Here is a 23,192-nt window from a genome sequence, read left to right as displayed (position 1 = left end):
GGTTAGTCCCTCACCGAACCTCGTGCAAGAGCGCCGCGACGCGGCAGGATCGCCGGCGTCGCTGGCGCGCACAGGATGTTCGCGCTATCAGTCGCCGCAAGTCCTTGAAAAGCCGTTACGATGACATTCGACCTGTTCTTCTTCGCGATCGCGGTCCCCGCCGTGCTGTTCGCGGCCGTATCAAAGGCCGGGTTCGGCTCCGGCGCGGCGTTCGCGGGTGCGGCGATTCTGGCCGTCGCGCTGCCGCCGGGCTTCGCGCTGGGCATGATGCTTCCGCTGCTGATGCTGGTCGATGTCGCCTCTCTCGGCGCGTATCGCGGGCAATGGCACAAGCCCTCCGCCCTTTGGCTGATTGCCGGCGCGGTGCCGGGAATCGCGCTGGGAGCGTGGCTCTATGTCGTGGTGGAGCCGGATGTGTTCCGGCTGTTCCTCGGGCTGATGTGCATCCTGTTCGTCGCCTATCAATACGCGCAGAAGCAGGGCTGGCTGAAGGCCGGGCATTCCGCCTTTTCGCGCGCCTGGGGTGCGATTGCGGGGGTCGTGGCCGGTTTCACCAGCTTCGTCAGCCACGCCGGCGGGCCGCCTGTCGCGGTGTTTCTGCTGAACCAGGGAATGGGGAAGACCACCTTCCAGGCGACGACCGTCATCGTGTTCTGGGCGATCAACCTTCTGAAGGCGGTGCCCTACGCCTTCATCGGGATTTTCACCGCAGACAGTCTGCTCGCCTCACTGATGCTCGCGCCGGTCGCGCTGATCGGGGCGTGGATTGGCGTCCGGGCGCACCATTGGATGCCCGAGAAGCTGTTCTTCGGCCTGACCTACGTGCTGCTCACGCTGACAGGGCTTCGGCTGATCTGGGACGGGATCAGCTGATCAGTCCTCCGCCGGGGCGATTTCCGGCAGGCCCTCGAACGCGGCGGCGGCTTGAAGCTCTTCGGTGGTGACATCGACGACGTGGACCGTCTGGCCAGCCTCGTCGACCGTGCGCGCGATGCGGTCGAGCGCGATGGCGACGTCCTTTTCCCCGATGCCGAGGAAGCCGCCGACGCCGACGATGGCGGCCTTGACCGTCCCGTCTTCGCTGATGACGAGGTCATGGATCTCGCCGATGTTCTTCCAACTGCCCTGCGCCATTGCCGCATCCTCGGCCATGCCTTCGCCGCCGGTCGCGTAGAGCCGCTGGTTCAGGAGTGTCGTGCCAAGATAATCGGATGCCTCGAAATCGACTGACCCGATGCCGGAGACCGCGGTCTCCTGCGCGATGGCGGGCAGGGCGCAGGCGATGAGCGCGGCGGAAACGAACGTTTTGACGACCTGCATGACAGGACTCCCGAATTGCGACCGCGGGGGAAATACCGCCCGCGCTGCAACATAACCCGGGATTGGCCCGTCGGGTTTCAAATTCTGCTCCGGGTCAGGCGGGCGAATCGGTGTTCGGCAGCCCCTCGAGCATCGCTTGGAACGCCTCGCCCGAGGCGACCAGGCAGGTCGGGCCGCCCGGCCGCGTCATGGTGATCGTCCACGTCCCCGTCTCTTCCGAGGCGAAGATCTCGACGACCGTGTTGTTGGCGGCGAGGCCCATGGATTGCCGGCTTTCGCCGTAACGTTCCGCCAGCCCGGTGACGACCGCGTCGCGGCTGGCGCAGCGGGACTGGGCGGCGGCTTCATGCGCAGCGAGCGACATGGCGGCGGAGAAGAAGGTGAATGCGAGGAACTGCCTGGACATCATCAGTGACCTTTCGGAAGTGGGCGCGCCGCAGCGGGCCGGCCGGGTTTCGCTGTCACGCGCCGCTTCGCCCTTGGTCATGGTCCTGCCAGTCGCGGCGTTCTCGACCGGCATCCTGCGCCCGATACTCCAAGGAACGGTTAACAGCGCGACACGGCGGGTGTTGCGGAGCGAGTTGAAAGTCAGGGGCCGCTGTGGCCACCCTTGCTGGAATCGAGACAGCGAGGCGCCGGCATGAGCGACAGACCCTTCCGATCCGTGCTCTACGTTCCCGGCTCCAAGCCGCGGGCGATGGAGAAGTGCCGGAGTCTCGCCGTCGACTCGGTGATCTTCGACCTCGAGGATGCCGTCGCGCCGGACGCGAAGGTCGCCGCGCGTGACGCTGTCGCTGCGGAGCTCGACGCCGATCATGGCGGCACCTTGCGACTTGTCCGGATCAACGGATTCGACACCGAGTGGGGCGAGGCCGACGCCAGGGCTCTCGGTGCATCCTGCGACGGGATCGTTGTCCCGAAAGTCGGCGACGCGGGGCAGATCGACCGCGTGGCGACCCTCACTGCGACTCCGGTCTGGGCGATGATGGAAACGCCCGGGGGTGTGATGAATGCCGCCGCGATTGCCGCGCATGAGCGGGTCGCGGGCCTCGTGATGGGGACGAACGACTTGGCCAACGACCTCGGCGCGCGTGTCGGGCCGGCGCGGGCGGAGCTTCAGGTCGCGCTGCAGACCTGTCTACTGGCAGCGCGGGCGGCGGGCGTTGTCGCCATCGACGGGGTCTTCAACGCATTCCGTGACGAGGACGGGTTCCTGGCGGAGTGCCGGCAGGGGCGGGACCTGGGCTTCGACGGCAAGAGCCTGATCCATCCGGCGCAGATCGCTGCGGCGAACGAGATCTTCGGACCGTCCGAGGCGGAGTTGGACCTCGCGAGACGGCAGATCGCGGCCTACGAAGCCGCGCTGGCGGAGGGGCAGGCGGTCGCTGTGCTCGACGGTCGCATCGTCGAAGGCTTGCATGTGGCCACGGCTCGCGCGACGCTCGCCAAGGCGGACGCGATCCGTGCGCTCGACCGGCAGGGAGACTGAACGATGTTCTGGCTGATACTCGGCGTGGCGCTCTGGTGGGCGGCGCATCTTCTCAAAAGACTGGCCCCCGGATTACGGGCGCGCCTCGGCGCGGACAGGGGGAAGGGTGTCGTTGCCCTCGCGCTCGTCGTGTCCATTGTGCTGATGGTGATCGGCTACCGCTCTGCCGACGGCGCCTTCTTCTGGGGACGCAGCCCGGCGATGGTCGGGATCAACAACCTGCTCATCTTGATCGCCTTCTACCTGTTCGCCGCCAGCGGCGCGAAGACCCGCGTCACGAAACTGATCCGGCATCCGCAGCTCATCGCGTTCAGCCTGTGGTGCGTGGCGCACCTGCTGGTAAACGGCGACACGCCGAGCTTCGTGCTCTTCGGTGGTCTGCTGATCTGGGCCCTCGTGGAAATCGCGCTCATCAATCGCAGAGAACCGGGCTGGACGCCGCCCGCACATGACATTCCCATCCGCAAGGAATTCACCTCCGTCATCGCCACGATCGTCGTGTTCGTGGTGGTCGGGCTGCTCCACGGATGGCTGGGACCGAGGCCATTCGGATGACGACGATCTACAGATTCCTCTCCGCGGACGACACGTCCGAGTTCTGCCACAAGGTGTCGCTGGCCCTGTCGAAGGGCTGGGTGCTGCACGGTGATCCGCAGTACGCGTTCGATCAGGCGAACGGCGTGATGCGCTGTGGGCAGGCGGTCACCAAGGAAATCGACGCGCCCTATTCGCCCGACATGAAGCTGGGTCAGCAGTAGGCCGAACTCCGCAAAACGGAACGTGTAAGGACACGCGCCGGGGTAAGAGCTAGTGTCGTGGAATGCGACTGGCCTCACTGATCCTCGCGCTCGCCGGCACGCCGGCTTTTGCCTGCGATACGGCTCTCGCGCTCGCCATCGACGTCTCGGGGTCGGTCAGCAAACGGGAGTATGCCATCCAGACGGAGGGGCTGGCCGTCGCGTTCCTCGACGAAGTGGTCGCGGAGGCGCTGGTCAGCGGTCAATCCGCAGTGCTCGTGGTGCAGTGGACCGGACTGTCGCGTCAGGCGGTGACGCTCGACTGGCGGCGGATCGGGACCCACGACGACGTCGTCGCGCTGGCGGAAGAGGTCAGGACCATGCCGCGCGAGTGGGACATGTTCTCGACCGCGATTGGTGACGCGCTCGCCTTCACCGTGCGGGAGTTCGACGACGTCGCCGACTGCGAGCGGCGGATCATCGACATCTCGTCCGACGGCACTTCGAACGAGGGCATGTTACCCCAACTGCTCGGCCCGACCCTCGATAGAGCAGAGATCACGGTCAACGCGCTGGTGATCACCGGGGCGGAGCCGAACCTGCCGGATTACTTCCGGCAGGCGGTGATTCACGGCCCCGGTGCCTTCGTCGAAGTGGCCGCGGGCTACGAGGATTACCCCCGGGCCATCCGCAGCAAGTTGTTGCAAGAGCTGACCGTGCCGATGTTCAAATCCGTCGCGCCGGCTCCGCGAAATATGTGATCACGCGCCGGGATCATGTGATCACATCGGCGGGAAATCATCGGAACTGTGTCAATTACCCGCGCCTGTGAGCGCTCCCATCGCGTGACATTGTCGCTGAAACACGTATCAAGGGCGCGAAAAGCGCCTGCGCGTTGCGGGTCGCGGACACCAACGGAGGGACAGGCCATGGCAGAGCCCAATCAGGGAAACCGCCCGCTTTCACCTTTCATGTTCGGGCAATATTACCGCCCGCAACTGACTTCGATGACCTCGATCTTCACGCGGATCACCGGCAACGCACTGATCGTCGCCGGCCTTATGACCGTGTGGTGGTTCGTCGCGCTGGCGACCGGGCCCGAGGCCTATGCGCGGGCGAACGGCTTCATCACGTCATGGTTCGGTGACCTCGTCATGTTCCTGAGCGTCGGGGCGCTGTGGTATCACACGCTCGCCGGCATCCGGCACCTGATCTGGGACCAGGGCTACATGCTCGACGTGAAATCGTCCGAGACCTACGGGCAGGCGATGATCATCGCGTCGGTCCTGTTGACCATCTTCACCGCCGTCGCCGTCTGAGGAGGAGGAGCACATGGCTTTCCTGACCGATCGCAAACGCGCCAACGGGCTCGGCTCCGCAAAGACGGGGACGGAGCATCACTGGCAGATGATGGTGTCGTCCACCGCGCTGGTGCCGCTGACCGTCCTGTTCGTCTTCACCTTCGGCAGCGCGCTGGGCATGGGTTACGAGGAGGCGGTCGTCTACTATCACCGTCCGTTCCCGGCCATCGTCGCGATCCTGTTCCTGCTCGTGGGGTGGTTCCACTTCCGCGGCGGTGTGCAGGTCGCCATCGAAGACTATTTCGGCGGTTTGACCCGCCAGGTGCTGCTGATCGCGATGATCTGCATCAGCTATGCCGCCGCCGCAGCGGGCGCGTTCGCGATCGCCCGCCTCGCGCTGTGATCCAGGGAGCCTGACCAGATGGCCGCTTACGAATACGAGACCCACGAATACGACGTCATCGTGGTTGGTGCCGGCGGCGCCGGCCTCCGCGCGACGCTCGGCATGGCGGAGCAGGGGCTTCGCACCGCCTGTATCACCAAGGTGTTTCCGACCCGCTCGCACACCGTCGCCGCGCAGGGCGGCATCGCCGCGTCGCTGTCAAACATGGGCCCCGACAACTGGCAGTGGCACATGTACGACACGGTGAAAGGCTCCGACTGGCTCGGCGATACGGACGCGATGGAATACCTCGCCCGGGAAGCGCCGAAGGCGGTCTACGAGCTTGAGCATTACGGCGTGCCGTTCTCGCGCACCGAAGAGGGCAAGATCTACCAGCGCCCGTTCGGCGGACACACGACCGAGTTCGGGGAAGGCCCGCCGGTGCAGCGCACCTGTGCCGCCGCCGACCGGACCGGTCACGCGATCCTGCACACGCTCTATGGCCAGTCCCTCAAGGAGCAGGCCGAGTTCTACATCGAATATTTCGCCATCGACTTGCTGATGAGCGACGACGGTGTCTGCAACGGTGTTCTGGCGTGGAAGCTGGATGACGGCACGATGCACGTCTTCTCCGCCAAGATGGTGGTGCTGGCGACCGGCGGTTACGGCCGGGCCTACTTCTCGGCCACGTCGGCGCACACCTGCACCGGCGACGGGGGCGGCATGATCGCCCGCGCCGGCCTGCCGCTTCAGGACATGGAGTTCGTGCAGTTCCACCCGACCGGGATCTACGGATCCGGCTGCCTCATCACGGAAGGTGCACGGGGCGAAGGCGGCTACCTGACGAATTCCGAAGGCGAGCGTTTCATGGAGCGCTATGCGCCGACCTACAAGGACCTCGCCTCTCGCGACGTCGTCAGCCGCTGCATGACGATGGAGATCCGCGAAGGCCGGGGCGTCGGGGAGAACGGCGACCACATTCACCTTCACCTCAACCACCTGCCGCCGGAAACGCTGGCGGAGCGGCTGCCGGGCATCTCGGAATCGGCGCGTATCTTCGCCGGTGTCGACCTGACGAAAGAGCCGATCCCGGTGCTGCCGACGGTGCACTACAACATGGGCGGCATCCCGACGAACTACTGGGGCGAGGTGCTGAACCCGACCGCCGATTCGCCGGATGCCGTGGCGCCTGGCCTGATGGCCGTGGGTGAGGCCGGCTGCGCCTCGGTTCACGGGGCGAACCGCCTCGGGTCGAACTCGCTGATCGACCTCGTTGTGTTCGGTCGCGCCGCGGCGATCCGCGCCGGTGCCGTCGTCGACCGCGAAAGCGCCGTGCCGACGCCGACCGCCGCCGCGATCGAAAAGGCCTTCGACCGGTTCGACGGGCTGCGCAACGCCAGCGGCGGCACGCCGACCGCCGAACTGCGGCTCGAGATGCAGAAGACCATGCAGGACGACGCCGCAGTCTTCCGCACCGACAATACGCTCGCCGAAGGTGTCGAGAAGATGAAGAGCGTGGCCGCCAAGCAGGGAGACCTGCACGTGACCGACCGGAGCCTCGTCTGGAACTCCGACCTCATGGAGACGCTCGAGCTGACCAACCTCATGCCGAACGCGCTGGCCACCGTGATCGGGGCCGAGGCGCGGAAGGAAAGCCGCGGCGCCCATGCGCACGAGGATTACCCCGATCGCGACGACGAGAACTGGCGCAAGCACTCGCTGGCCTGGGTCGACGGCAACGAGGTCCGGCTCGACTATCGTCCAGTTCACCTCGACCCGCTGACCAAGCTGGACGAGGGCGGCATCGACCTGAAGAAGATCGCGCCCAAGGCGCGGGTGTACTGAGGGACGCGTGACGCTGCTGCGGTTCTCTCCCCTTGTCCTGCTGCTTGCCGGCGTCGCGGCCTGTGGCCCGGTCAGCCCGGAGCAGGCGAGTCGCCGCTGCGAGGACCGGGCGAGGGCGGCGGAAGGTCCGCAGGGCAGTGTGACGGTCGGCATGAACTCCCGATCCGGCGGGTTCGGCGGTGCGGAAGTGTCCGTCAGTTCCGACTACCTGCGCGGACGGGATCCTTTGGCGGTCTACCGCTCCTGTGTCTATGATCTGACGGGAGAGGTGCCCGCCACACGCCCCGGCGCGCCGTAATACCAAGATGGAGACTACCATGACCCTTCGCCTGCCGCTTCTGATCGCCGCCTTTGCCGGCCTCGCCGCCTGTAGCGATGGCGTGCCGATGTCGAACCCCGTCTCGACCGCGCCCGTGGCGACCGGCCCCGCGCCGGCGACCCCGGCCGAAGCGCGCGAAGTTGTCGTGCCCGTCGTGTCGGCCCAGGTCCCGGGTGAGCTTGGCGGTGCCGTGTCCGACTGCGTCATCGACAACGCCAGCCAGGACGAGATCAATCGCATCGCGGAAACCAACGCCGCGTCCCCGTCGCCCGACGTCGTTCTGCTGATCGCTGACATCCTGTCGCGCCCTGCAACGACGGCCTGCGCCACGGCCGCGTAACAGACAAGAAACCGGAAGGATGAGCCTGAAATGGTCCAACTGACGCTTCCCAAGAACAGCCGCATCACCGTCGGCAAGACATGGCCGAAGCCCTCGGGCGCGACCAACCTCCGCAAGGTGGATGTCTACCGCTGGAATCCCGACGACGGGAAAAACCCGCGGCTGGATACCTACTGGATCGACATGGACAACTGCGGGCCGATGGTCCTGGACGCGCTCATCAAGATCAAGAACGAGATCGACCCGACGCTCACCTTCCGGCGCTCCTGCCGGGAGGGGATCTGCGGCTCCTGCGCGATGAACATCGACGGGATCAACACGCTGGCCTGTATCTACGGCCTCGACGAGATCGACGGGGACATCAAGATCTACCCCTTGCCGCATATGCCGGTGGTCAAGGATCTGATCCCCGACCTGACGCACTTCTACGCCCAGCACGCCAGCATCATGCCGTGGCTCGAGACGAAGACGAACCGCCCCGCGAAGGAGTGGAAGCAGTCGATCGAGGATCGCAAGAAGCTCGACGGGCTTTATGAGTGCGTGATGTGCGCCTCCTGCTCGACCGCCTGCCCGAGCTACTGGTGGAACTCCGACCGCTACCTCGGGCCCGCGGCGCTGCTCCACGCCTACCGCTGGATCATCGACAGCCGGGACGAGGCGACGGGTGAGCGGCTGGACGACCTCGAGGATCCGTTCAAGCTCTATCGTTGCCACACGATCATGAACTGCGCCAAGACCTGCCCCAAGGGCCTGAACCCGGCGGCGGCGATCGCACATATCAAGAAGATGATGGTCGAACGGATCGTCTGATCCGCAACCGACCGAAGTCTGCAAAGGGTGTCCGTCCTGCGGGCACCCTTTTTCGTTGTCGCCGCAAGGTTTGCACATCTCCTGAGTGAACGCTCCCGTCGGCCTGTGAACCCGGTCGCCTAGGCCTGAGGGACCATGTCCAAAGGAGGTTCAGGATGCTCAGGTCCGCCGGCACCCGCTTTTTCATCGTCGGGGTGCTTACCCTGTTCATGTTCATCCCGCTGTTCTTCGTCGGTGCCATCATCGACGAACGTGCGGATTATTCGCGCCAGACCATCGCCTCGATCGGCGAGGAGTGGGGCGGCACACAGCAGATCGCCGGTCCGCAACTGGTGATCCCGGTCGAAGGGGCGGTGCTGGTCGAGGTCTCCCAGCCTGACGGTGATCCGGTGACCAGCCGCCCCCGGCAAGTGACCGAGATCCGGCCGAAGTCCCCGGTCTACGTCTACCCGGAGCAGTTCGACCTGACTGTGGACACGCGCTCCGAAAGCCGCAGCCGCGGGATTTTCGAAGTGCCGGTCTACGTCGCCGATGCCGACTTCGCCTTCGAGTTCGACCTCGACGCGGTGGAGGACGCGCTCGGCCCGAACGAGACGATCCTGTGGGATCAGGCAGAGGTGCGGCTTGGCCTCGGATCGAACCGCGCGTTGCGCGGCGAGGCGCTGCTGCAAGAGGGCGGAGAGAGCTTCGCGCTCGAGCCCCTTGTCGCGGGCGGCAGCGAGGCGGGGATCGTTGCCGCAATCGGCGATCCGAGGGAGCGAGAAGGCTTCACGCTGGCGCTCGGCTTCAACGGGGCCGGGGCACTCTGGGTCGCGCCGGTGGGTCGCACCAGTCGGGTGAGCCTCTCTGGCGACTGGCCACACCCGAGTTTTTCGGGCGCGTTCCTGCCGGACGAGGCGGACGTCAGCGAGGAGGGCTTCAGCGCGCGCTGGACGATCCCGCACCTTGCCCGCAGTTTGCCGCAGGTCTCGCGCGGGGGTTTTAGCCAATCGTCCCGGTCAGAGGTCTTCGGTCTGCGCTACTTCCAGCCAAACGACTTCTATCAACAGGCCTACCGCGCTGCGCGCTACGGTATCCTCTACATAGCGCTGACTTTCCTGACCGTTCTGCTGATCGAACGCCGGCAGGAAAAGCCGGCGCACCCGGTGCAGTACATCCTGATCGGACTGGCGCAGAGCCTCTTCGTCCTGCTGATGGTGGCCTATGCGGAACAGATCGGTTTCGGTGCCGCCTATGCCTTGTCTGCGGGCGCGGTGACGGTCCTGCTGACGGCCTACGGAATAACCGGGCTGCGGCTGGGGCGACGCAGCTTCGTGCTCGGCGCGACGCTGGCGGTGCTTTACGCGGTGCTCTACCTCATCCTGCAGTCCGAGGATTATGCGCTCGTCACTGGCGCGACGCTCGCCTTCGCGGCGCTCGCCGGAACGATGTTCGCGACGAGGAACGAGGATTGGTACGGCAGCGACCGACCCAAGCGCACGCCGTGGTTCGCGCCCCGGCCCAAGCCCCCGGCGCCTAGCGAAGCGTAGCGGCCAGCATTTCGAACGTCGGCGCGTTGGGGCAGAAGCCGCAGCGCGCCGGCGCCGTCTCCTGCGCCGTCACTTCGCGGCAGGCTACCTGGTGACCGCAGTTGGCGCAGACCCGTGCTGCTTCGGCCCCGACGCCGCTGATGGCCAGCACCTCGCCCGGAATACCGAAGTTCGCCGCCATTCCGTGCATGCGAGTCAGGCGCTCGCGCAGTTCGGCACGGTTTTCCCGGTGTGCGGGGTGGGCTGTTTCGGGCGAACTGGTGGACATGGGCGAGCTCCGGAGGGCATGTGTGGTCAGCACAGACTACGAGCCGACAGTCGCATGTCCTTGATCCCGATCAGAAAGCCAGGCCGATGACAGATCCGGAAGACGCCGCCGCCCGCCGCGAGATCGCCCCGGTGCTCGTCTACGACGCGTCGGATCTGCCGCAGCCGGACATGGAGCTTTACCGGTCCGCGTGGATCGGTGCGACGCACCGCAGGACGGTCACGGCGCCGCCGCGCGATGCGGCGTCGGTCCGGGTTCCGGCGGGCAGTTTCCTAAAGATCGTGTCGGTCGACGGGCCCCAAGTCGGGGATCTGAACCTCTTCGCCGACGACAACCTCGACGAGCGCTTCTTCTCCGGCAAGACGCGGGCGCTGCATGGCACGCACGTGACCGAGGGTGACCGGCTCTGGTCCTGCCTGCCCTACCTGCGCCCGATGGCGACGATCGTCGAGGACACGTTGCGCTGGTACGGGACCGACCATTACGGCGGGCGGGTGCACGACGTCATCGGGACCCGGTGCGACCCCTACACCGGGCGGTTGCTCGGTGGGGACGACTACCACCATTGCTGTCACTCCAACCTGACACGGGGGCTGGCGGACGCGACGGGCCTCTCACCGACCGAAGCGGAGCCGCACGTTCACGACGTGCTCAACGTCTTCATGTGCACCGGCTTCGATGCCGCCGGTCGCTATTTCATGAAGGCGAGCCCGGTAAGACCCGGCGATCACCTGCTGCTGTTCGCGGAGATCGACCTGCTCGCGGTATTGAGTGCCTGTCCCGGCGGAGATTGCGCGTCGGGCCATTCCAGCGACGCGGCCCAATGCCACCCGATTGATCTGGAAGTCTGGGAAGGAGGCGACCTCGGCGATTGGACACCGCCCGAGGTCAGTTCCTACGACCGAAGCCACGGGCGTTAGGCGAAGGCCGCCTTCAAGGCGATTTCCACCATGTCGCCGAAAGAGCGTTCCCGCTCCTCGGATGGCAGCTGCTCGCCGGTCTGCAGGTGATCCGAAACAGTGAGGACCGACAGCGCCCGCACGGAATAGCGCGCTGCCAGAATATAGAGTTCCGCCGTTTCCATCTCGACCCCGAGGATGTTGTGTCGGACCATCTGCTCGTTGAGATCGGGACGCTCGTCGTAGAATACGTCCGAGGAATAAATTCCACCAACGTGGACTTTGGCTGCCGACTCCGCCGCAGCATCGGCGGCGGCGCGCAGCAGGCCGAAATCCGCATGCGGCGCGTAGTTCAGTTCCCGGAATATTCCCGTTGAAGGTGTATTGATCGAACTCGCCGTCATGGCGAGGATCACATCGCGAATACCGACATCGCTCTGCATTCCACCGCAGGAGCCGATCCTTATCAAGGTCTTGGCGCCGTAGTCGCGGATCAGCTCATTCGCGTAGATCGAAAGGGACGGCATTCCCATGCCGGAGCCCTGGATCGTGACCGGATGCCCGCGCCACGTGCCCGTGAAGCCCAGCATTCCGCGCGTTTCATTGACGAGTTCAGCAGACTCGAGAAAAGTTTCCGCTGCCCAGCGAGCCCTGTAAGGGTCGCCGGGCATAAGGACGGTTTCGGCGATCCGACCGACCGGGGCGCCGATGTGGACAGTCATCAGCCGATTTCCAGGCTGGAGAGCTCAACGCCCTTTTCTTCTGCCGTCTTGATCCATTCCGGGCGACGACCTTTGCCGGTCCAGGTCTGGGTCGGATCTTCCGGATTACGGTATTTCGGCGGGTTAACTTTCTTCGAAGATTTCGGAGCGGTAGCCGACGTCAGATCGGACAGAGAGTAGCCGTACTCTTTGGCGGCGCGTTCCGCGGCTTCGAGCGCTGCTTTGCGTTCTTCCTTGTCGAGGCGTTCGAGCTGTTTCTCGATGTCGCGGGAGAGTTGAAGCAGTTCGGTACGGGAATACTTGCTCAGATCAACAGCCATTCGACACTTCCTTTATGTAGTTATCGTCTTGATTGAATGCCGAAGAAGAGGAAAGTCAAAGGAATTGCAAGCGATAGTTTTGATCTCTGGCTTTTGCCCTGGCTAAAAACACTATTGTTTCGACGGGCGGGGCCAGTGGCGAAATACCTCTAAGGTGCATTTACTGTTGAGAAAAACCCTGCCAGCGTCCGGCAATGAACTCTGACGTGACGCTGCCACTCTGGCTTTTCATCTTGATCCTGCTTTTCGCGGCGATCACCTTCGCGTCCCACTTCCTGATCCCGTCGGTCCGCTGGTTCTTTCGCAAATGGGCGGAGTATTTCGTTGCCCGCCTCAACAGCCGGCTCGAGCGTCCGATCGAGCCGTTCAAGCTGGCCCGGCGCTTCGACATGATCCAGCGGCTGATCTACGACCCCGAGGTCTCGCTCGCCATCGCCGAGCATGCGCGCGAAAACGGCGTACCGGAGAACGTCGCGTTCGAGACAGCCCGCCGCTACGCTCGGGAGATTGTACCAGCCTTCTCCGCCACGGCCTATTTCGCCATCGGCACGCGCGCCGCGCGGTGGCTGGCGCGGTCGCTCTACAATGTGCGGATCGCGCGGTACGGCGACGACGCGCTGAACGCGGTGCCGAAGGACGCGACGGTCGTCTTCGTCATCAACCATCGCAGCAACATGGACTACGTGCTGGTGACATACTTGGTCAGCGGCACGACGTCGCTGTCCTATGCGGTGGGCGAATGGGCGCGGATCTGGCCGCTGTCGGCGATGATCCGGGCGATGGGGGCGTTCTTCATCCGGCGCCGGTCGCGCACCGCGCTCTATCGCAAGGTACTGGCGCGCTACGTTCAGATGGCGCGGGACGGAGGCGTGACGCAGGCCTTCTTCCCGGAAGGGGGCCTCAGCCTCGACGGGCGACTGGCGGAGCCGAAGCTGGGTCTGTTGAGCTACATCCTCGATGGCTACGACCCGGACGGGCGCGAAGTCGTGTTCGTGCCGGTCTCGATCAACTACGACCGCGTGCTCGAGGACCGGGTGCTGATCGCGGCCGGCGCACGGGGCGAACGGCGCTTTGGCGTGTCGCCGATCAAGGTGGTCGGCGTCTTGCTGCACCACGCTTGGCTGCGGGTGACCCGCCGGTTTCAGAAATTCGGCCAGGCCGGCGTCAGCTTCGGCGCGCCACTGTCCCTGTCGGAGATCGGGGATCGCAGCGTGGAGCAGGTCGGCGGGCAGTTGATGAGGCGGCTCGACAGCGGGATGCCCGCGCCACCGGTGCCGCTCGTCGCGCGCGCGATCCTGGCCGGAGCACGCGGGGAAGAGATCGCCCGTCATGTCGAAGCCGCGCTGGAGAGGCTCGATGCCGGGGGTATCCCGAGGGCCGCGGGAAACGGCGAAGAGGTCGCCCGACGCGGGATGGAGCGTCTCACCAGCCGGAAAGTGGTTTCCGGCGACGGAGAGGTCGCGGACGGTGGCGAGCAAATTGTTCGTTTCTACGCCCGAACGATCGAGCACCATTTCACAGGCGACTGACAGATCGCATTCTGTGAACTCAGGGACTTGTCCGATGCGACCCCCGCTATTTTTGGGGGGATAGAAACGGCGAATGGTTCACGAAAACCGCGAGTGCTACCCTGAGTTGGTAATATAACGTTAACTTCTACCAATGAGGGTGGTCCATGGGAAACAAGTGGATCCTTGACGTGCTGGCCGATCTGAAGGCGTTCGCGGACGCCAACGACATGCACCGGCTTGCGCAACAGCTGGAAACGACCTCGACCGTTGCGGCGGCGGAACTCATCACCGCAGCACGGCTTGAGGCACCCTTCGCGGTATATGGTGATGGTTCAAAGTCTCGAATTCGTTTTGGAAAGGCTGCAGAAAGCTGACAGGCTTGACCAGCTTCAGGAAATCGCCGCGCTGGTGCGCGACCATTACGGGATAGATCACTGCGTCTATCACTGGGTCAGCGCCGATGGCCAACAATACGGATGCGGGACCTATTCGCGTGAATGGTGCATCCGATACGTGGTCGAGGATTACCTGCGGATCGATCCCGTAATCATCGGATGTTACCAGCGCTTTCACCCCGTTGACTGGAAGAGGCTCGACTGGACGGGAAAGGCGGCGCGGGCATTCCAGTCGGATTCCTTGAGCCACGGTGTCGGCAATCAGGGATATTCCATCCCGATCCGGGGCCCGAACGGGCAATTCGCCCTGTTCTCGCTCTCGCACTCGACCGACGACGACAGCTGGTTCGAGTTCACCCAGAAGCACCAGCGCGACATGATCCTGATCGCCCACTTCTTCAATCAGAAGGCGCTGGAACTCGCCGGCAAGCGCGCGCCCGAGGCGGCGAAATCGCTTTCGCCGCGTGAGACCGACGCGCTCACCTTCCTCGCCATGGGCTACGGCCGGGGGCAGGTCGCTGAAATGCTGTCGATTTCGGAACATACGTTGCGGGCCTACATCGAAAGCGCCCGCTTCAAGCTCGGCGCGGCCAACACGACGCACGCGGTCGCGAAAGCCGTGTCCGACGGGATTGTCGTGACCGGCGGCGCGGCGCGGTCCGCCCAGGGTGGCTGGCCTGGGCTGGAAGAGGCTGACGTCGACCGCAAGGCCAGCGTGCGCTGAGGTGAGCAATCGTTAACCATCGAACGCCGCGTTTCCGAAGGTTCAGTAACTCGCTCCTAGCGTCCGTCTCACCACGCGACAGGACGGAGGATGCGGGACATGCTGCGATACATCTACGGACACGAACTCGACTGGTTTCCGCTGCTGCGGGACACCATGTTCCGCGACCGGGCGGCACAGTTCGCGGACCGGCTCGGCTGGGATGTTTCGGTCGATGCGCAAGGACACGAGCGGGACGAGTACGACGATCTGAACCCGCTCTACGTCATCCGGGAACAGTCCGATGGCCGTCACGGTGGCTCCATGCGGTTCCTGCCGACGACGGGACGGACCATGGTAAACGAACATTTCATCCACTTGTCCGAGGGTGTCGAGATCCGCTCCCCCCTGATCTGGGAATGTACGCGCTTCTGCCTGTCGGCGACAGCCGACGGCAAGGTTGCGGCCGGGCTGATGGCGGCCTGCGGCGAGATCATGAAGGGGTTCGGTCTGACGCATCTCGTCGGCGTTTTCGATGCGCGCATGGTGCGTATCTACCGGTTGATCGGTGCCCCGCCGGAAGTCCTCGGCAGCGATGGTGTGGGGGTGGAGCGGATCAGCGTCGGCCTCTGGGCGCATGAGCAGGCCAACCCGGACCGCGTGTTCCGCCGCGCCGGCCTCAGCCCCCAGCAATCGAAATCGTGGTTCGACGCGTCGTTCGGCCCGATCCGCCCGGCAGAGGTCGTGGCCGCCTGATCCCTGCTGGCCCCTGTTTCCAAGCAGGGGTAGGGTCCGGCCATGAACGTGCCCGTCATCCAGTTTTCCGACGACCAGGCGACGGCCTGGGACACGATCTCCGAAGCGCTGCAAAGCTCCGGTGTCTCACTCGAGGATGAGACACTACAGCCGCCGCGTGAGGGGGCGGAGAACGTGCTGGCCGTCGTCGGCAAAGCCGGGTCCGGCAAGACACTGCTGCTGGCGGAGCTATACCGCGCGCTTAAAGGGCTGGGTGTCGACGTCGTCTCAGGCGATTGGGAAGGGCGCAAACGCAAGGACCGCCGCACGCTGGCGATCCTCGCCCCAACGAACAAGGCGGCGAGCGTCCTGCGGATGCGCGGCGTGCCCGCCACGACGATCCACCGCATCCTCTACACCCCGGTCTACGACCCGGAATACGAGAAGGTCGCCGAGTGGCTGGCCGGGAACGGCGAACGCCCGGAGATCGAGGGGCTGACCGACATCGCGCTCGACCGGGCGTGGGCGTCCTACCAGTCCCATGCGTCCGTCCCTGCGGCGCTTGCGGCAGCAGGCTTGCGGGGCTCGGACTTCATCACCGGCTGGAAACGCCGGGAAGAGCCGCTCGACATCGGCTTCGTCGACGAGACCTCGATGCTCGACCAGAAGCAGTTCGAGGACCTGAAAGAGATCTTCCCCACACTGCTGCTCTTCGGCGATCCCGCGCAGCTTCCTCCCGTCCAGAGCAACGGTGACATGGTGTTCGACAGCCTGCCCGAGGGGCGGCGGCGGGAGCTCAGCCGCGTGCACCGGCAGGCGGCGGACAACCCGATCCTCGACCTCGCGCATGCGCTCGCCGACCCACAGGTCGACTTCTACGCCTTCGAGCGAATGGTCGAAGAAGCTTCCCAGAAGGACGAACGCGTGGTCTGGGCGCAGCGGGTCGAGGCGGACCTGATGTCGCGCTCCCCCGTTCTCGTCTGGCGCAATGCCACGCGCATCCGCCTGATCCATGCCTTCCGCAACGCCGTCGGCGCGCCGGAAGACGAGCTGATCCCGGGCGAGCCGCTGATCTGCGACGGGCTGGAACTCCCGCTGAAACATCGCAAGAAACGGCTCGACCTAGAGGCGCGCGGCCTCATCAAGGGGGCGCAGGTCGTCTACCTGGGTCCCGGTCGGCGGCCCGGCTTCTCGCGCCTTCACGTGGTCGGCGCGGAAGAGCCGCAGGTCTCTGCCGCGTCCATCGTGAAGATCGAGCGGGAAGGCGAGGAAGAGCCCTTCATCCCCTTCGCCGCAACGATGGGGGCCACGTTCCTGCACGGCGCGGCGGTCACGATCCACAAGGCGCAGGGCTCGCAATGGGACACGGTGCAGGTCTTCGCGCCGGATATCTACGCGGCAAGCCGGATGGGACGTGTGGAGGCGGGACAGCCGCTGTGGAAACGGCTGGCCTACGTCGCCGTCACGCGGGCGGAGCGGGAGCTTCGCTGGGTCGTGCGCAACCGCCTTGGCCGGCCGACGGCACCGCTCGGCACGGCGGACCTGACCGCGCCGCCTTCGCCATTGGAATTGACGGGAGAGAGTGAATGAAACGAGCGATCGTGACTGGGGCGAGCGGCGGCATCGGCCGCGCTGTGGCGGAGCGGCTGATGGAGGCGGGCTGGACGGTCGGCCTCGTCGCGCGGCGTCGTGAGCTGCTGGAGGAGGTGGCCGAGGGCCGGGACGCGGTTGTGCTGCCCTGCGACGTGACCTCGCCCGAAGACGTCGAGGCCGCCTTCGCCTCGTTCGGTGAGGGCGGCGCGCCGCTCGACTTCCTGTTCAACAACGCCGGCATCTTCACGCCCGCCGCGCCGATCGACGAAGTGTCTGTCGAGAACTGGAACAAGGCGGTGGCGGTGAACCTGACGGGCATGTTCCTCTGCGCCCGCGCCGCATTCGGGCAGATGCGCCACCAGTCGCCGCAGGGCGGGCGGATCGTGAACAACGGTTCGGTATCGGCCGATCGTCCGAGAGAGGGCTCCGTCACCTACACGGCGACCAAGCACGGCGTCACCGGCCTGACGAAGAGCCTGTCGCTGGACGGACGTCCGTTCGATATTGCGGCGGGTCAGATCGACATCGGCAATGCCGAGACGGAGATGGTCGCCACGCTCAAGGCGCGCGAACTCGAAGCGGGCCGCGAGGTGCCGCCGACGATGGAGGTGCGCCATGTCGCGGATGCCGTGCTGGCGATGGCGGAATTGCCCCTGTCGGCGAACGTGCTGTTCCAGACTATTATGGCCACCAAGATGCCGCTGATCGGACGCGGCTGACGGCTACCTCTGGAACGCGCGGAATACGGCCGACGCGCCCCAGCCGGCGGCGATCGCGATGACGAGCGACAGAAGCCCGTAAATCAACGGCTGTTCGATGGAGAGGGCATAGAGCCAGCGCTCTAGCCCCACCTTCTGCACCGCGATCACCGCTTCGTAGTCGTCGATGACCTCCCCATTCCGGGCGAGGAAGATGCGCGTCGTATAGTTGCCCTCGGTCAGGTTGGCGGGCAGCCGAACCGACGTGTTGAAGAGCGTTTCCTCTTCCAGGTCGATCGTCCCCTCACGCAGCTGGTAGGCCCCGTCGCGGGTGCGGATGCGGATCAGGGCCTCGCGGAACTTCTGCGGCTCGGTGATGCCCTCCGTCGCTCCCACGGCGCGAATGGAGCGGGGGATCGAGATATGGTGCCGGAGGTCCTCCGTCCAGCTGACCACGTCGTGCAGCGGTCCGGTGGTCGAGATCGCGTAGAAGGACGGGGCGGAGTCGATCTCCATCCCTTCGGTGTTGATCCAGATACCGGCGACGCGGTCCTTGCGGCGGATCACCAGAGGCTCGGACGGGCCGGCGACGGTGATGATGACATGCAATGGCGAGTCGTCGGGGATCGGCTGCTCGCGCCGCACGGCACCGAAGATCAGGATCTCCGAGCCGTCGAAGGTCGCGGTGATCGCGACCTCGTTGCGCGACAGTCCGAGGACGACGGTCTCCGCCGCGCTCGCCGTGCCGAGCATCAGGAAGAGGATCAGCGCCCGGATCATCCGATTCCCTCGGGGTCAAGCGAGTAGATCTCCGTCGGGGTCAGGACGAGGTCGAGCCCCAGCTTGAAACAGACTGCCAGCACCAGAAGCGCCAGGAGAATGCGGAGTTGTTCCGCCCGCATCCGTGCCCCGATGCGGCTGCCGAACTGCGCGCCGACGACGCCACCGACCAGCAGCAGCACGGCGAGCGCCATGTCGACGGTGTGGTTGGTCGTCGCGTGCAGGAGCGTGGTGAATGCCGTGACGAATATGATCTGGAACAGCGATGTGCCGATGACGACCTTGGTCGGCATCCCGAGCAGGTAGATCATCGCGGGCACCATGATGAAGCCGCCCCCGACACCCATCACCGCCGACAGAACACCGACCGAGAAGCCGACCACAATCGGCGGAATCGCCGAGATGTAGAGCCCCGAGATCCGGAATTTCATCTTCAAAGGCAGCGTGTGAACCAGGCCGTGCTTGCGCCGCTTTGGCAGGGCCCCCGGACGACGGGAGCGGCGTAGCGCGCGCAGGCTCTCGACGAACATCAGCCCGCCGATCGCGCCGAGGAAGACGACGTAGCAGAGCGACACGAACAGGTCGATCTGGCCGAGCGAGCGCATGTAGTTGAACACGACCACGCCGCAGGCCGACCCGGCGAGGCCGCCGAGCAGGAGAACCGTCCCCATTCGGAAATCCACCGTCCGTCGCCTGATGTGCGCGAGGACCGCCGACACTGACGAGGCGACGATCTGGTTCGCCGACGTCGCTACGGCGACGGCCGGTGGAATGCCGGCGAAGAACAGCAGCGGCGTGATGAGGAAGCCGCCGCCCACCCCGAAGAGGCCAGACAGTATGCCGACCAGCCCGCCGATCCCGAGAAGCAGGAACGCGTTGACCGAAACCTCTGCGATGGGGAGGTAGATCTGCATGGCGCTACGTTGCACCGCGGCGAAAGGCTCTGCAACGGAGCCGGTGAAAATGTGTCGCGATCAGGCGGCGATCTTTGGCAGCGCGGCCCTCAACACGGTCTCGAGCTTGGCGGCGCCGAGCGGGGCCATCTGCTTCGTGTGCTCGTGGCTGATCTTCTCGTCCGACATGCCGGCGGCCATGTTGGTGATCGTCGAAACCGCGCCGCACTTCAGGCCGAGGAACCGGCCAAGGATGACCTCGGGCACCGTCGACATGCCCACGGCGTCCGCGCCGAGCATCCGGATCGCCCGGATCTCGGCCGGGGTTTCGAAGGAGGGGCCGGAATACCACGCGTAGATGCCCTTGTGCATCTCGGTGCCGGTCGTTGTGGCGGCCTCTCGCAGGGCTTCACGGATGTCGGGATCGTAGGCGTCCATCATTGGCACGAAGCGGCGGTCCGTCGGCTCTCCGATCAGCGGGTTGAGGCCGGAGAAGTTGATGTGGTCCGTCAGGCACATGATCGAGCCGGTCGGCATCTCGGGATCGAGGGAGCCGGCGGCGTTCGTCGCGATCAGCGTCTCGGCCCCGAGCTCCGCCAGCGTTTCGAGCGGCAGACGCATCGCGTCCGGTTTGCCGTGTTCGTAGTAGTGCGATCGACCGCCAAGCACGGCGACGCGCACGCCCTCCAGGTCACCGATCACGAGGTTCGGGTTGTGGCCCGACACGCCTGCATGTGGAAAGCCGTCAAGCTCGCTGTAAGGGATCGCGGTCCCCTCGACCGACTCGGCGAGGTGGCCGAGCCCCGAGCCGAGGATCAGAGCGACCTTTGGCGGCTCGGCCCCTGCGCGGGCGCGGATCAGTGTGGCGAGCTCAGCGCTCCTTGACATAGGGCTCTCCTCCGGCGCGTGGGGGGATCGCCTTGCCGACGAAGCCGGCCAGCACGATCACGGTCAGGATGTAGGGCAGCGCGTCGAGCAGCTGGGTCTGCACCCGGAAGCCGATGGTCAGCTCGAACACGTCGGGGCGCAGGGCCAGTGCCTGCAGGAAGCCGAACAGCAGGCACGCGCCAAGCGCGTACCATGGCCGCCACTTGGCAAAGATCAGCGCGGCGAGCGCGATGTAGCCCCGGCCCGCGGTCATGTCCTTCACGAAGCCGGCCTGCAGCGCGGTGGCGAGGTAGGCGCCGGCGATCCCGCAGAGCACGCCGCAGATGCCGACGGCGGCGAAGCGCATGCCGACGACCGAAACGCCGGCGGTGTCGACGGCGGCGGGGTTCTCGCCCACGGCGCGCAGGCGCAGGCCGAAACGGGTCTTGAACAGGACCCAGTAGGTCAGGGGCACGAACAGCACAGCGAGGTAGACGATGATCGTATGGCCCGAGATCAGCTCTTCGTAGATCGGTCCGATGATCGGCGTGCTTTCGATCGCGTTCGCGCCAGGCAGGGTGATCCCGTTGAAACGACCGTTGCCCGACAGCGACGGCGTCCTCCCGCCCTGTGCGAACCAGCTTTGGGCCACGACGACGGTCAGCCCCTGCGCGAGGAAGTTGATCGCCACCCCCGAGATCAGCTGATTGCCCCGGAAGGTGATCGACGCGATGCCGTGCACTGCGGAGAGGATCATGGAGGCGGCGATACCGGCCAGCATGCCGAGCCAGACGTTCCCGCTGGTGTAGGCCACGGCCCCTGACAGGAAGGCGGCGGCCAGCATCTTGCCCTCGAGCCCGATGTCGAAGATGCCCGCGCGTTCCGAGAAGAGCCCGGCGAGACAGGCCAGCAGCAGCGGCGTGGCGAGCCGGATCGTGGAATCGAGGATCTGGATGACGGTGATGAAATCCATGGGTCAGGTCCTCGTCGTCAGAATCTTGAAACTTGCGAAGGCGAAGAAGACGCCGAGCGTCGCTTCCACGCCGCGTCGCGCGCGGGTGTAGAGCGCGCGGAACGGGGCGGAGGACAGGACCAGCGCCCAGCCCCCGTGCCCGAGGAAGGAAATCGTGAAGGCCCCGGCGAGGAACAGCGCGACCGACGCGGCCGAGATGGTCTGCAGGCTGCCGACAGCGGCGACGGCAATCCAGAAGAAGATCGCCTTCGGGTTGCCGATCTGGAACAGGAAGCCCGCCCCGATCCGGGACAGCGTGCCGCCGGCGAGCTCCGTTGTCGCGACGCTCGGCGGGGGCGGCGGACTGAGCGCCTTGCGGAATGCACCCCATGCCAGCCACGCGAGGTAGCCGGCGCCGATGATCTTGACCGCGACCATCGCCGCACGCCATTCGGCGAGGATGGTGGCGAAGCCGAAGACGGTCAGGACGGCGATCAGCATCGCGCCCATGCCGATTCCGACACAGGTCCAGAGGGCCGGGGCCCGGCCCCGTGTCGCGCTGATGCCGAGCAGCATCGCGACAGCGGGTCCCGGCGACAGCACGCCGGTAAGCTGGATGCCCCAGGCGATCAGCAGATTCGGCAGGTCGTCGATCATTCCGCCGCCTCCGCGCTGGTCGACTTGCGGTCCGGTCCCGGCGGACGGCGACTGATCGCGACAAAGAACTTCTCGAGCGGCATGCGGATCATGTTGTCCAGAGCGCCGGTGAACAGGATCACGAGCGCCTGGATCACGACGATAAGTTCTCGCTGGATGTTCATCCAGAGCGCCAGCTCCGCGCCCCCCTGGTAGAGGAAACCGAACAGGATCGCGGCGAGGAAAACGCCGAACGGATGGCTGCGGCCCATGAGGGCCACGGCGATACCGATGAAGCCCGCGCCCTCGGCTGCATTGAGGACAAGGCGCTCTGCCTCGCCCTGAACGTTGTTGATCGCCATGCAGCCGGCCAGCGCGCCGGAGATCAGCATTGAGACCATGATGATCTTGGTCGGCGAGATGCCGGCATACTTGGCCGCCGGCTCCGAATAGCCGAAGGCCCGGATCTCGTAGCCGAGCCGGGTGCGCCAGATTAGGAGCCAGAGCCCGATACAGGCAGCGATCGCCACGAACAGGGTGATGTTGGCGGGCGCGGCCTGCGACCATTCGATGCCGACCAGTCCGAAGATGTCACCGAGCGTCGGAAGGTGCGCGTTCTCCGGGAAGCTCGAGGTCGCGGGCTCCTGTCCCGGCGCCTTCAGCGGCCCGACAAGTGCGTAGTTCAGCAGCGCGGCGGCGATGAAGTTGAACATGATCGTCGTGATGACGATGTGACTGCCGCGCTTGGCCTGCAAGTAGGCCGGAATCGCGGCCCACGCTGCGCCGAACGCGCCAGCGGCGAGGATCGCGGCGATCAGGGCGATGGTCCAGTGCGGCCACGGGACGTAAAGCAGCGCCAGCGCGACGCCGAGCCCGCCGAGCAGGGCCTGCCCCTCACCACCGATATTGAACATCCGTGCATGGAAGGCGATCGCGACGCAGAGCCCCGTGAACATGAAGTTCGTCGCGTAGTAGAGCGTGTAGCCCCAGCCATAGGTCGAGCCGAGCGCGCCGGAGACCATCAGGTTCAGCGCCTCGATCGGGCTCTCGCCGATGGCGAGGATGACGACCGCCGACAGCAGGGCGGCCAGGATCAGGGAAATCAGCGGGATGAGGATGACATCCGCCCATTGCGGCATCTTCTGCAT

The 23,192-nt window shown here is 65.6% G+C and carries 30 protein-coding genes; 19 read left to right on the top strand and 11 right to left on the bottom strand.

Annotation, left to right across the window (positions count from 1 at the left end; translation table 11 throughout):
* Positions 1-120 precede the first annotated feature (120 nt).
* Complete coding sequence (locus tag I8N54_RS16910) at positions 121-873, top strand: sulfite exporter TauE/SafE family protein (protein WP_140196587.1); 753 nt, start codon at positions 121-123, stop codon at positions 871-873.
* Here the strand turns inward: I8N54_RS16910 and I8N54_RS16905 are convergent, their stop codons facing one another.
* On the bottom strand, positions 874-1,320 hold the full coding sequence (locus tag I8N54_RS16905; RefSeq protein ID WP_140196585.1) for a PRC-barrel domain-containing protein: 447 nt from the start codon (positions 1,318-1,320) through the stop codon (positions 874-876).
* Between the two features lie 94 nt (positions 1,321-1,414).
* Positions 1,415-1,726: a hypothetical protein gene (locus I8N54_RS16900; RefSeq protein WP_231592710.1), complete on the bottom strand. Its 312-nt coding sequence runs from the start codon at positions 1,724-1,726 to the stop codon at positions 1,415-1,417.
* A 234-nt stretch (positions 1,727-1,960) separates the two neighbouring features.
* Between I8N54_RS16900 and I8N54_RS16895 the strand changes: the two genes are divergently transcribed.
* The 11 genes from I8N54_RS16895 to creD all read left to right on the top strand — a co-directional run bounded on the left by I8N54_RS16895 (position 1,961) and on the right by creD (position 10,072).
* The gene (locus I8N54_RS16895) at positions 1,961-2,809 is read left to right on the top strand and encodes an HpcH/HpaI aldolase/citrate lyase family protein (protein WP_140196583.1); all 849 of its coding nucleotides are present in this window, start codon (positions 1,961-1,963) and stop codon (positions 2,807-2,809) included.
* Positions 2,810-2,812: 3 nt separating this feature from the next.
* Positions 2,813-3,364, top strand: coding sequence for an NnrU family protein (locus tag I8N54_RS16890; protein ID WP_140196581.1), 552 nt, complete (start codon positions 2,813-2,815; stop codon positions 3,362-3,364).
* On the top strand, positions 3,361-3,567 hold the full coding sequence (locus I8N54_RS16885) for a DUF1737 domain-containing protein (protein ID WP_140196579.1): 207 nt from the start codon (positions 3,361-3,363) through the stop codon (positions 3,565-3,567). The genes I8N54_RS16890 and I8N54_RS16885 overlap by 4 nt, the downstream gene beginning before the upstream one ends.
* Before the next feature lie 62 nt (positions 3,568-3,629).
* Entirely contained in the window at positions 3,630-4,307 is a 678-nt protein-coding gene (locus I8N54_RS16880; protein ID WP_140196577.1) for a DUF1194 domain-containing protein, read from the top strand.
* Positions 4,308-4,475: 168 nt separating this feature from the next.
* A complete protein-coding gene (gene sdhC, locus I8N54_RS16875) occupies positions 4,476-4,865 on the top strand; it encodes a succinate dehydrogenase, cytochrome b556 subunit (protein ID WP_140196575.1) in 390 nt (129 codons plus the stop codon).
* A gap of 13 nt (positions 4,866-4,878) precedes the next feature.
* Positions 4,879-5,250, top strand: a complete 372-nt coding sequence (locus tag I8N54_RS16870; protein WP_140196573.1) for a succinate dehydrogenase, hydrophobic membrane anchor protein — start codon at positions 4,879-4,881, stop codon at positions 5,248-5,250.
* A gap of 18 nt (positions 5,251-5,268) precedes the next feature.
* Positions 5,269-7,074 (top strand): succinate dehydrogenase flavoprotein subunit, encoded by a 1,806-nt coding sequence (gene sdhA, locus I8N54_RS16865; protein ID WP_140196571.1) that lies wholly within the window; start codon positions 5,269-5,271, stop codon positions 7,072-7,074.
* Between the two features lie 7 nt (positions 7,075-7,081).
* Positions 7,082-7,372: a hypothetical protein gene (locus I8N54_RS16860; protein ID WP_331459741.1), complete on the top strand. Its 291-nt coding sequence runs from the start codon at positions 7,082-7,084 to the stop codon at positions 7,370-7,372.
* Positions 7,373-7,391: 19 nt separating this feature from the next.
* Positions 7,392-7,733: a hypothetical protein gene (locus tag I8N54_RS16855; RefSeq protein WP_140196569.1), complete on the top strand. Its 342-nt coding sequence runs from the start codon at positions 7,392-7,394 to the stop codon at positions 7,731-7,733.
* Positions 7,734-7,763: 30 nt separating this feature from the next.
* Positions 7,764-8,543: a succinate dehydrogenase iron-sulfur subunit gene (locus I8N54_RS16850; protein WP_140196568.1), complete on the top strand. Its 780-nt coding sequence runs from the start codon at positions 7,764-7,766 to the stop codon at positions 8,541-8,543.
* A gap of 155 nt (positions 8,544-8,698) precedes the next feature.
* Positions 8,699-10,072 (top strand): cell envelope integrity protein CreD, encoded by a 1,374-nt coding sequence (creD, locus tag I8N54_RS16845; RefSeq protein ID WP_140196567.1) that lies wholly within the window; start codon positions 8,699-8,701, stop codon positions 10,070-10,072.
* Here the strand turns inward: creD and I8N54_RS16840 are convergent.
* Positions 10,059-10,340 carry a DUF6455 family protein gene (locus I8N54_RS16840; protein ID WP_140196566.1) on the bottom strand — a complete coding sequence of 94 codons (282 nt, stop codon included), beginning with the start codon at positions 10,338-10,340 and terminating at the stop codon, positions 10,059-10,061. The genes creD and I8N54_RS16840 overlap by 14 nt on opposite strands.
* Positions 10,341-10,426: 86 nt before the next feature.
* Between I8N54_RS16840 and I8N54_RS16835 the strand changes: the two genes are divergently transcribed.
* On the top strand, positions 10,427-11,260 hold the full coding sequence (locus tag I8N54_RS16835) for an urea carboxylase-associated family protein (RefSeq protein ID WP_140196565.1): 834 nt from the start codon (positions 10,427-10,429) through the stop codon (positions 11,258-11,260).
* Here I8N54_RS16835 and deoD read toward each other — a convergent pair.
* Together deoD and I8N54_RS16825 are read right to left on the bottom strand one after the other, a co-directional pair.
* A complete protein-coding gene (gene deoD, locus I8N54_RS16830; protein WP_140196564.1) occupies positions 11,257-11,961 on the bottom strand; it encodes a purine-nucleoside phosphorylase in 705 nt (234 codons plus the stop codon). The two genes, I8N54_RS16835 and deoD, sit on opposite strands and share 4 nt — an antisense overlap.
* Positions 11,961-12,281 carry an H-NS histone family protein gene (locus tag I8N54_RS16825; protein WP_140196563.1) on the bottom strand — a complete coding sequence of 107 codons (321 nt, stop codon included), beginning with the start codon at positions 12,279-12,281 and terminating at the stop codon, positions 11,961-11,963. Before I8N54_RS16825 ends, deoD begins: the two co-directional genes overlap by 1 nt.
* A 206-nt stretch (positions 12,282-12,487) precedes the next feature.
* Here I8N54_RS16825 and I8N54_RS16820 point away from each other — a divergent pair, with 206 nt between their 5' ends.
* The 6 genes from I8N54_RS16820 to I8N54_RS16795 all read left to right on the top strand — a co-directional run bounded on the left by I8N54_RS16820 (position 12,488) and on the right by I8N54_RS16795 (position 17,937).
* Positions 12,488-13,810, top strand: a complete 1,323-nt coding sequence (locus I8N54_RS16820) for a 1-acyl-sn-glycerol-3-phosphate acyltransferase (protein WP_332872145.1) — start codon at positions 12,488-12,490, stop codon at positions 13,808-13,810.
* 146 nt (positions 13,811-13,956) lie between these two features.
* Positions 13,957-14,166, top strand: coding sequence for a hypothetical protein (locus I8N54_RS16815; protein ID WP_140196561.1), 210 nt, complete (start codon positions 13,957-13,959; stop codon positions 14,164-14,166).
* Positions 14,114-14,911 (top strand): helix-turn-helix transcriptional regulator, encoded by a 798-nt coding sequence (locus I8N54_RS16810; RefSeq protein WP_408635314.1) that lies wholly within the window; start codon positions 14,114-14,116, stop codon positions 14,909-14,911. The genes I8N54_RS16815 and I8N54_RS16810 overlap by 53 nt, the downstream gene beginning before the upstream one ends.
* Before the next feature lie 99 nt (positions 14,912-15,010).
* On the top strand, positions 15,011-15,646 hold the full coding sequence (locus I8N54_RS16805; RefSeq protein ID WP_140196559.1) for an acyl-homoserine-lactone synthase: 636 nt from the start codon (positions 15,011-15,013) through the stop codon (positions 15,644-15,646).
* A 42-nt stretch (positions 15,647-15,688) separates the two neighbouring features.
* Positions 15,689-17,215 (top strand): ATP-dependent DNA helicase, encoded by a 1,527-nt coding sequence (locus I8N54_RS16800; protein WP_140196558.1) that lies wholly within the window; start codon positions 15,689-15,691, stop codon positions 17,213-17,215.
* Positions 17,212-17,937, top strand: coding sequence for an SDR family oxidoreductase (locus I8N54_RS16795; RefSeq protein WP_140196557.1), 726 nt, complete (start codon positions 17,212-17,214; stop codon positions 17,935-17,937). The genes I8N54_RS16800 and I8N54_RS16795 overlap by 4 nt, the downstream gene beginning before the upstream one ends.
* A 3-nt stretch (positions 17,938-17,940) precedes the next feature.
* Here I8N54_RS16795 and I8N54_RS16790 read toward each other — a convergent pair whose 3' ends face one another.
* From I8N54_RS16790 to I8N54_RS16765, 6 genes are read right to left on the bottom strand one after another with little or no spacing between them, the layout of a single operon-like run.
* Complete coding sequence (locus I8N54_RS16790) at positions 17,941-18,696, bottom strand: TIGR02186 family protein (RefSeq protein WP_140196556.1); 756 nt, start codon at positions 18,694-18,696, stop codon at positions 17,941-17,943.
* Positions 18,693-19,610 (bottom strand): sulfite exporter TauE/SafE family protein, encoded by a 918-nt coding sequence (locus I8N54_RS16785; protein ID WP_140196555.1) that lies wholly within the window; start codon positions 19,608-19,610, stop codon positions 18,693-18,695. The genes I8N54_RS16790 and I8N54_RS16785 overlap by 4 nt, the downstream gene beginning before the upstream one ends.
* A gap of 60 nt (positions 19,611-19,670) precedes the next feature.
* On the bottom strand, positions 19,671-20,477 hold the full coding sequence (locus tag I8N54_RS16780; RefSeq protein ID WP_140196553.1) for a purine-nucleoside phosphorylase: 807 nt from the start codon (positions 20,475-20,477) through the stop codon (positions 19,671-19,673).
* Positions 20,461-21,429, bottom strand: coding sequence for an ABC transporter permease (locus tag I8N54_RS16775; RefSeq protein ID WP_140196551.1), 969 nt, complete (start codon positions 21,427-21,429; stop codon positions 20,461-20,463). The genes I8N54_RS16780 and I8N54_RS16775 overlap by 17 nt, the downstream gene beginning before the upstream one ends.
* A 3-nt stretch (positions 21,430-21,432) precedes the next feature.
* The gene (locus I8N54_RS16770; protein ID WP_140196549.1) at positions 21,433-22,065 is read right to left on the bottom strand and encodes a LysE family translocator; all 633 of its coding nucleotides are present in this window, start codon (positions 22,063-22,065) and stop codon (positions 21,433-21,435) included.
* On the bottom strand, positions 22,062-23,192 hold the full coding sequence (locus tag I8N54_RS16765) for an ABC transporter permease (protein WP_140196547.1): 1,131 nt from the start codon (positions 23,190-23,192) through the stop codon (positions 22,062-22,064). Before I8N54_RS16765 ends, I8N54_RS16770 begins: the two co-directional genes overlap by 4 nt.

Origin of the sequence: Pelagovum pacificum (genome assembly GCF_016134045.1) — a bacterium.
Taxonomy (GTDB): Bacteria; Pseudomonadota; Alphaproteobacteria; order Rhodobacterales; family Rhodobacteraceae; genus Oceanicola; species Oceanicola pacificus_A.
Note: the sequence above shows the minus strand (reverse complement) of the source record. Positions and strands in the feature narration are given on the sequence as shown.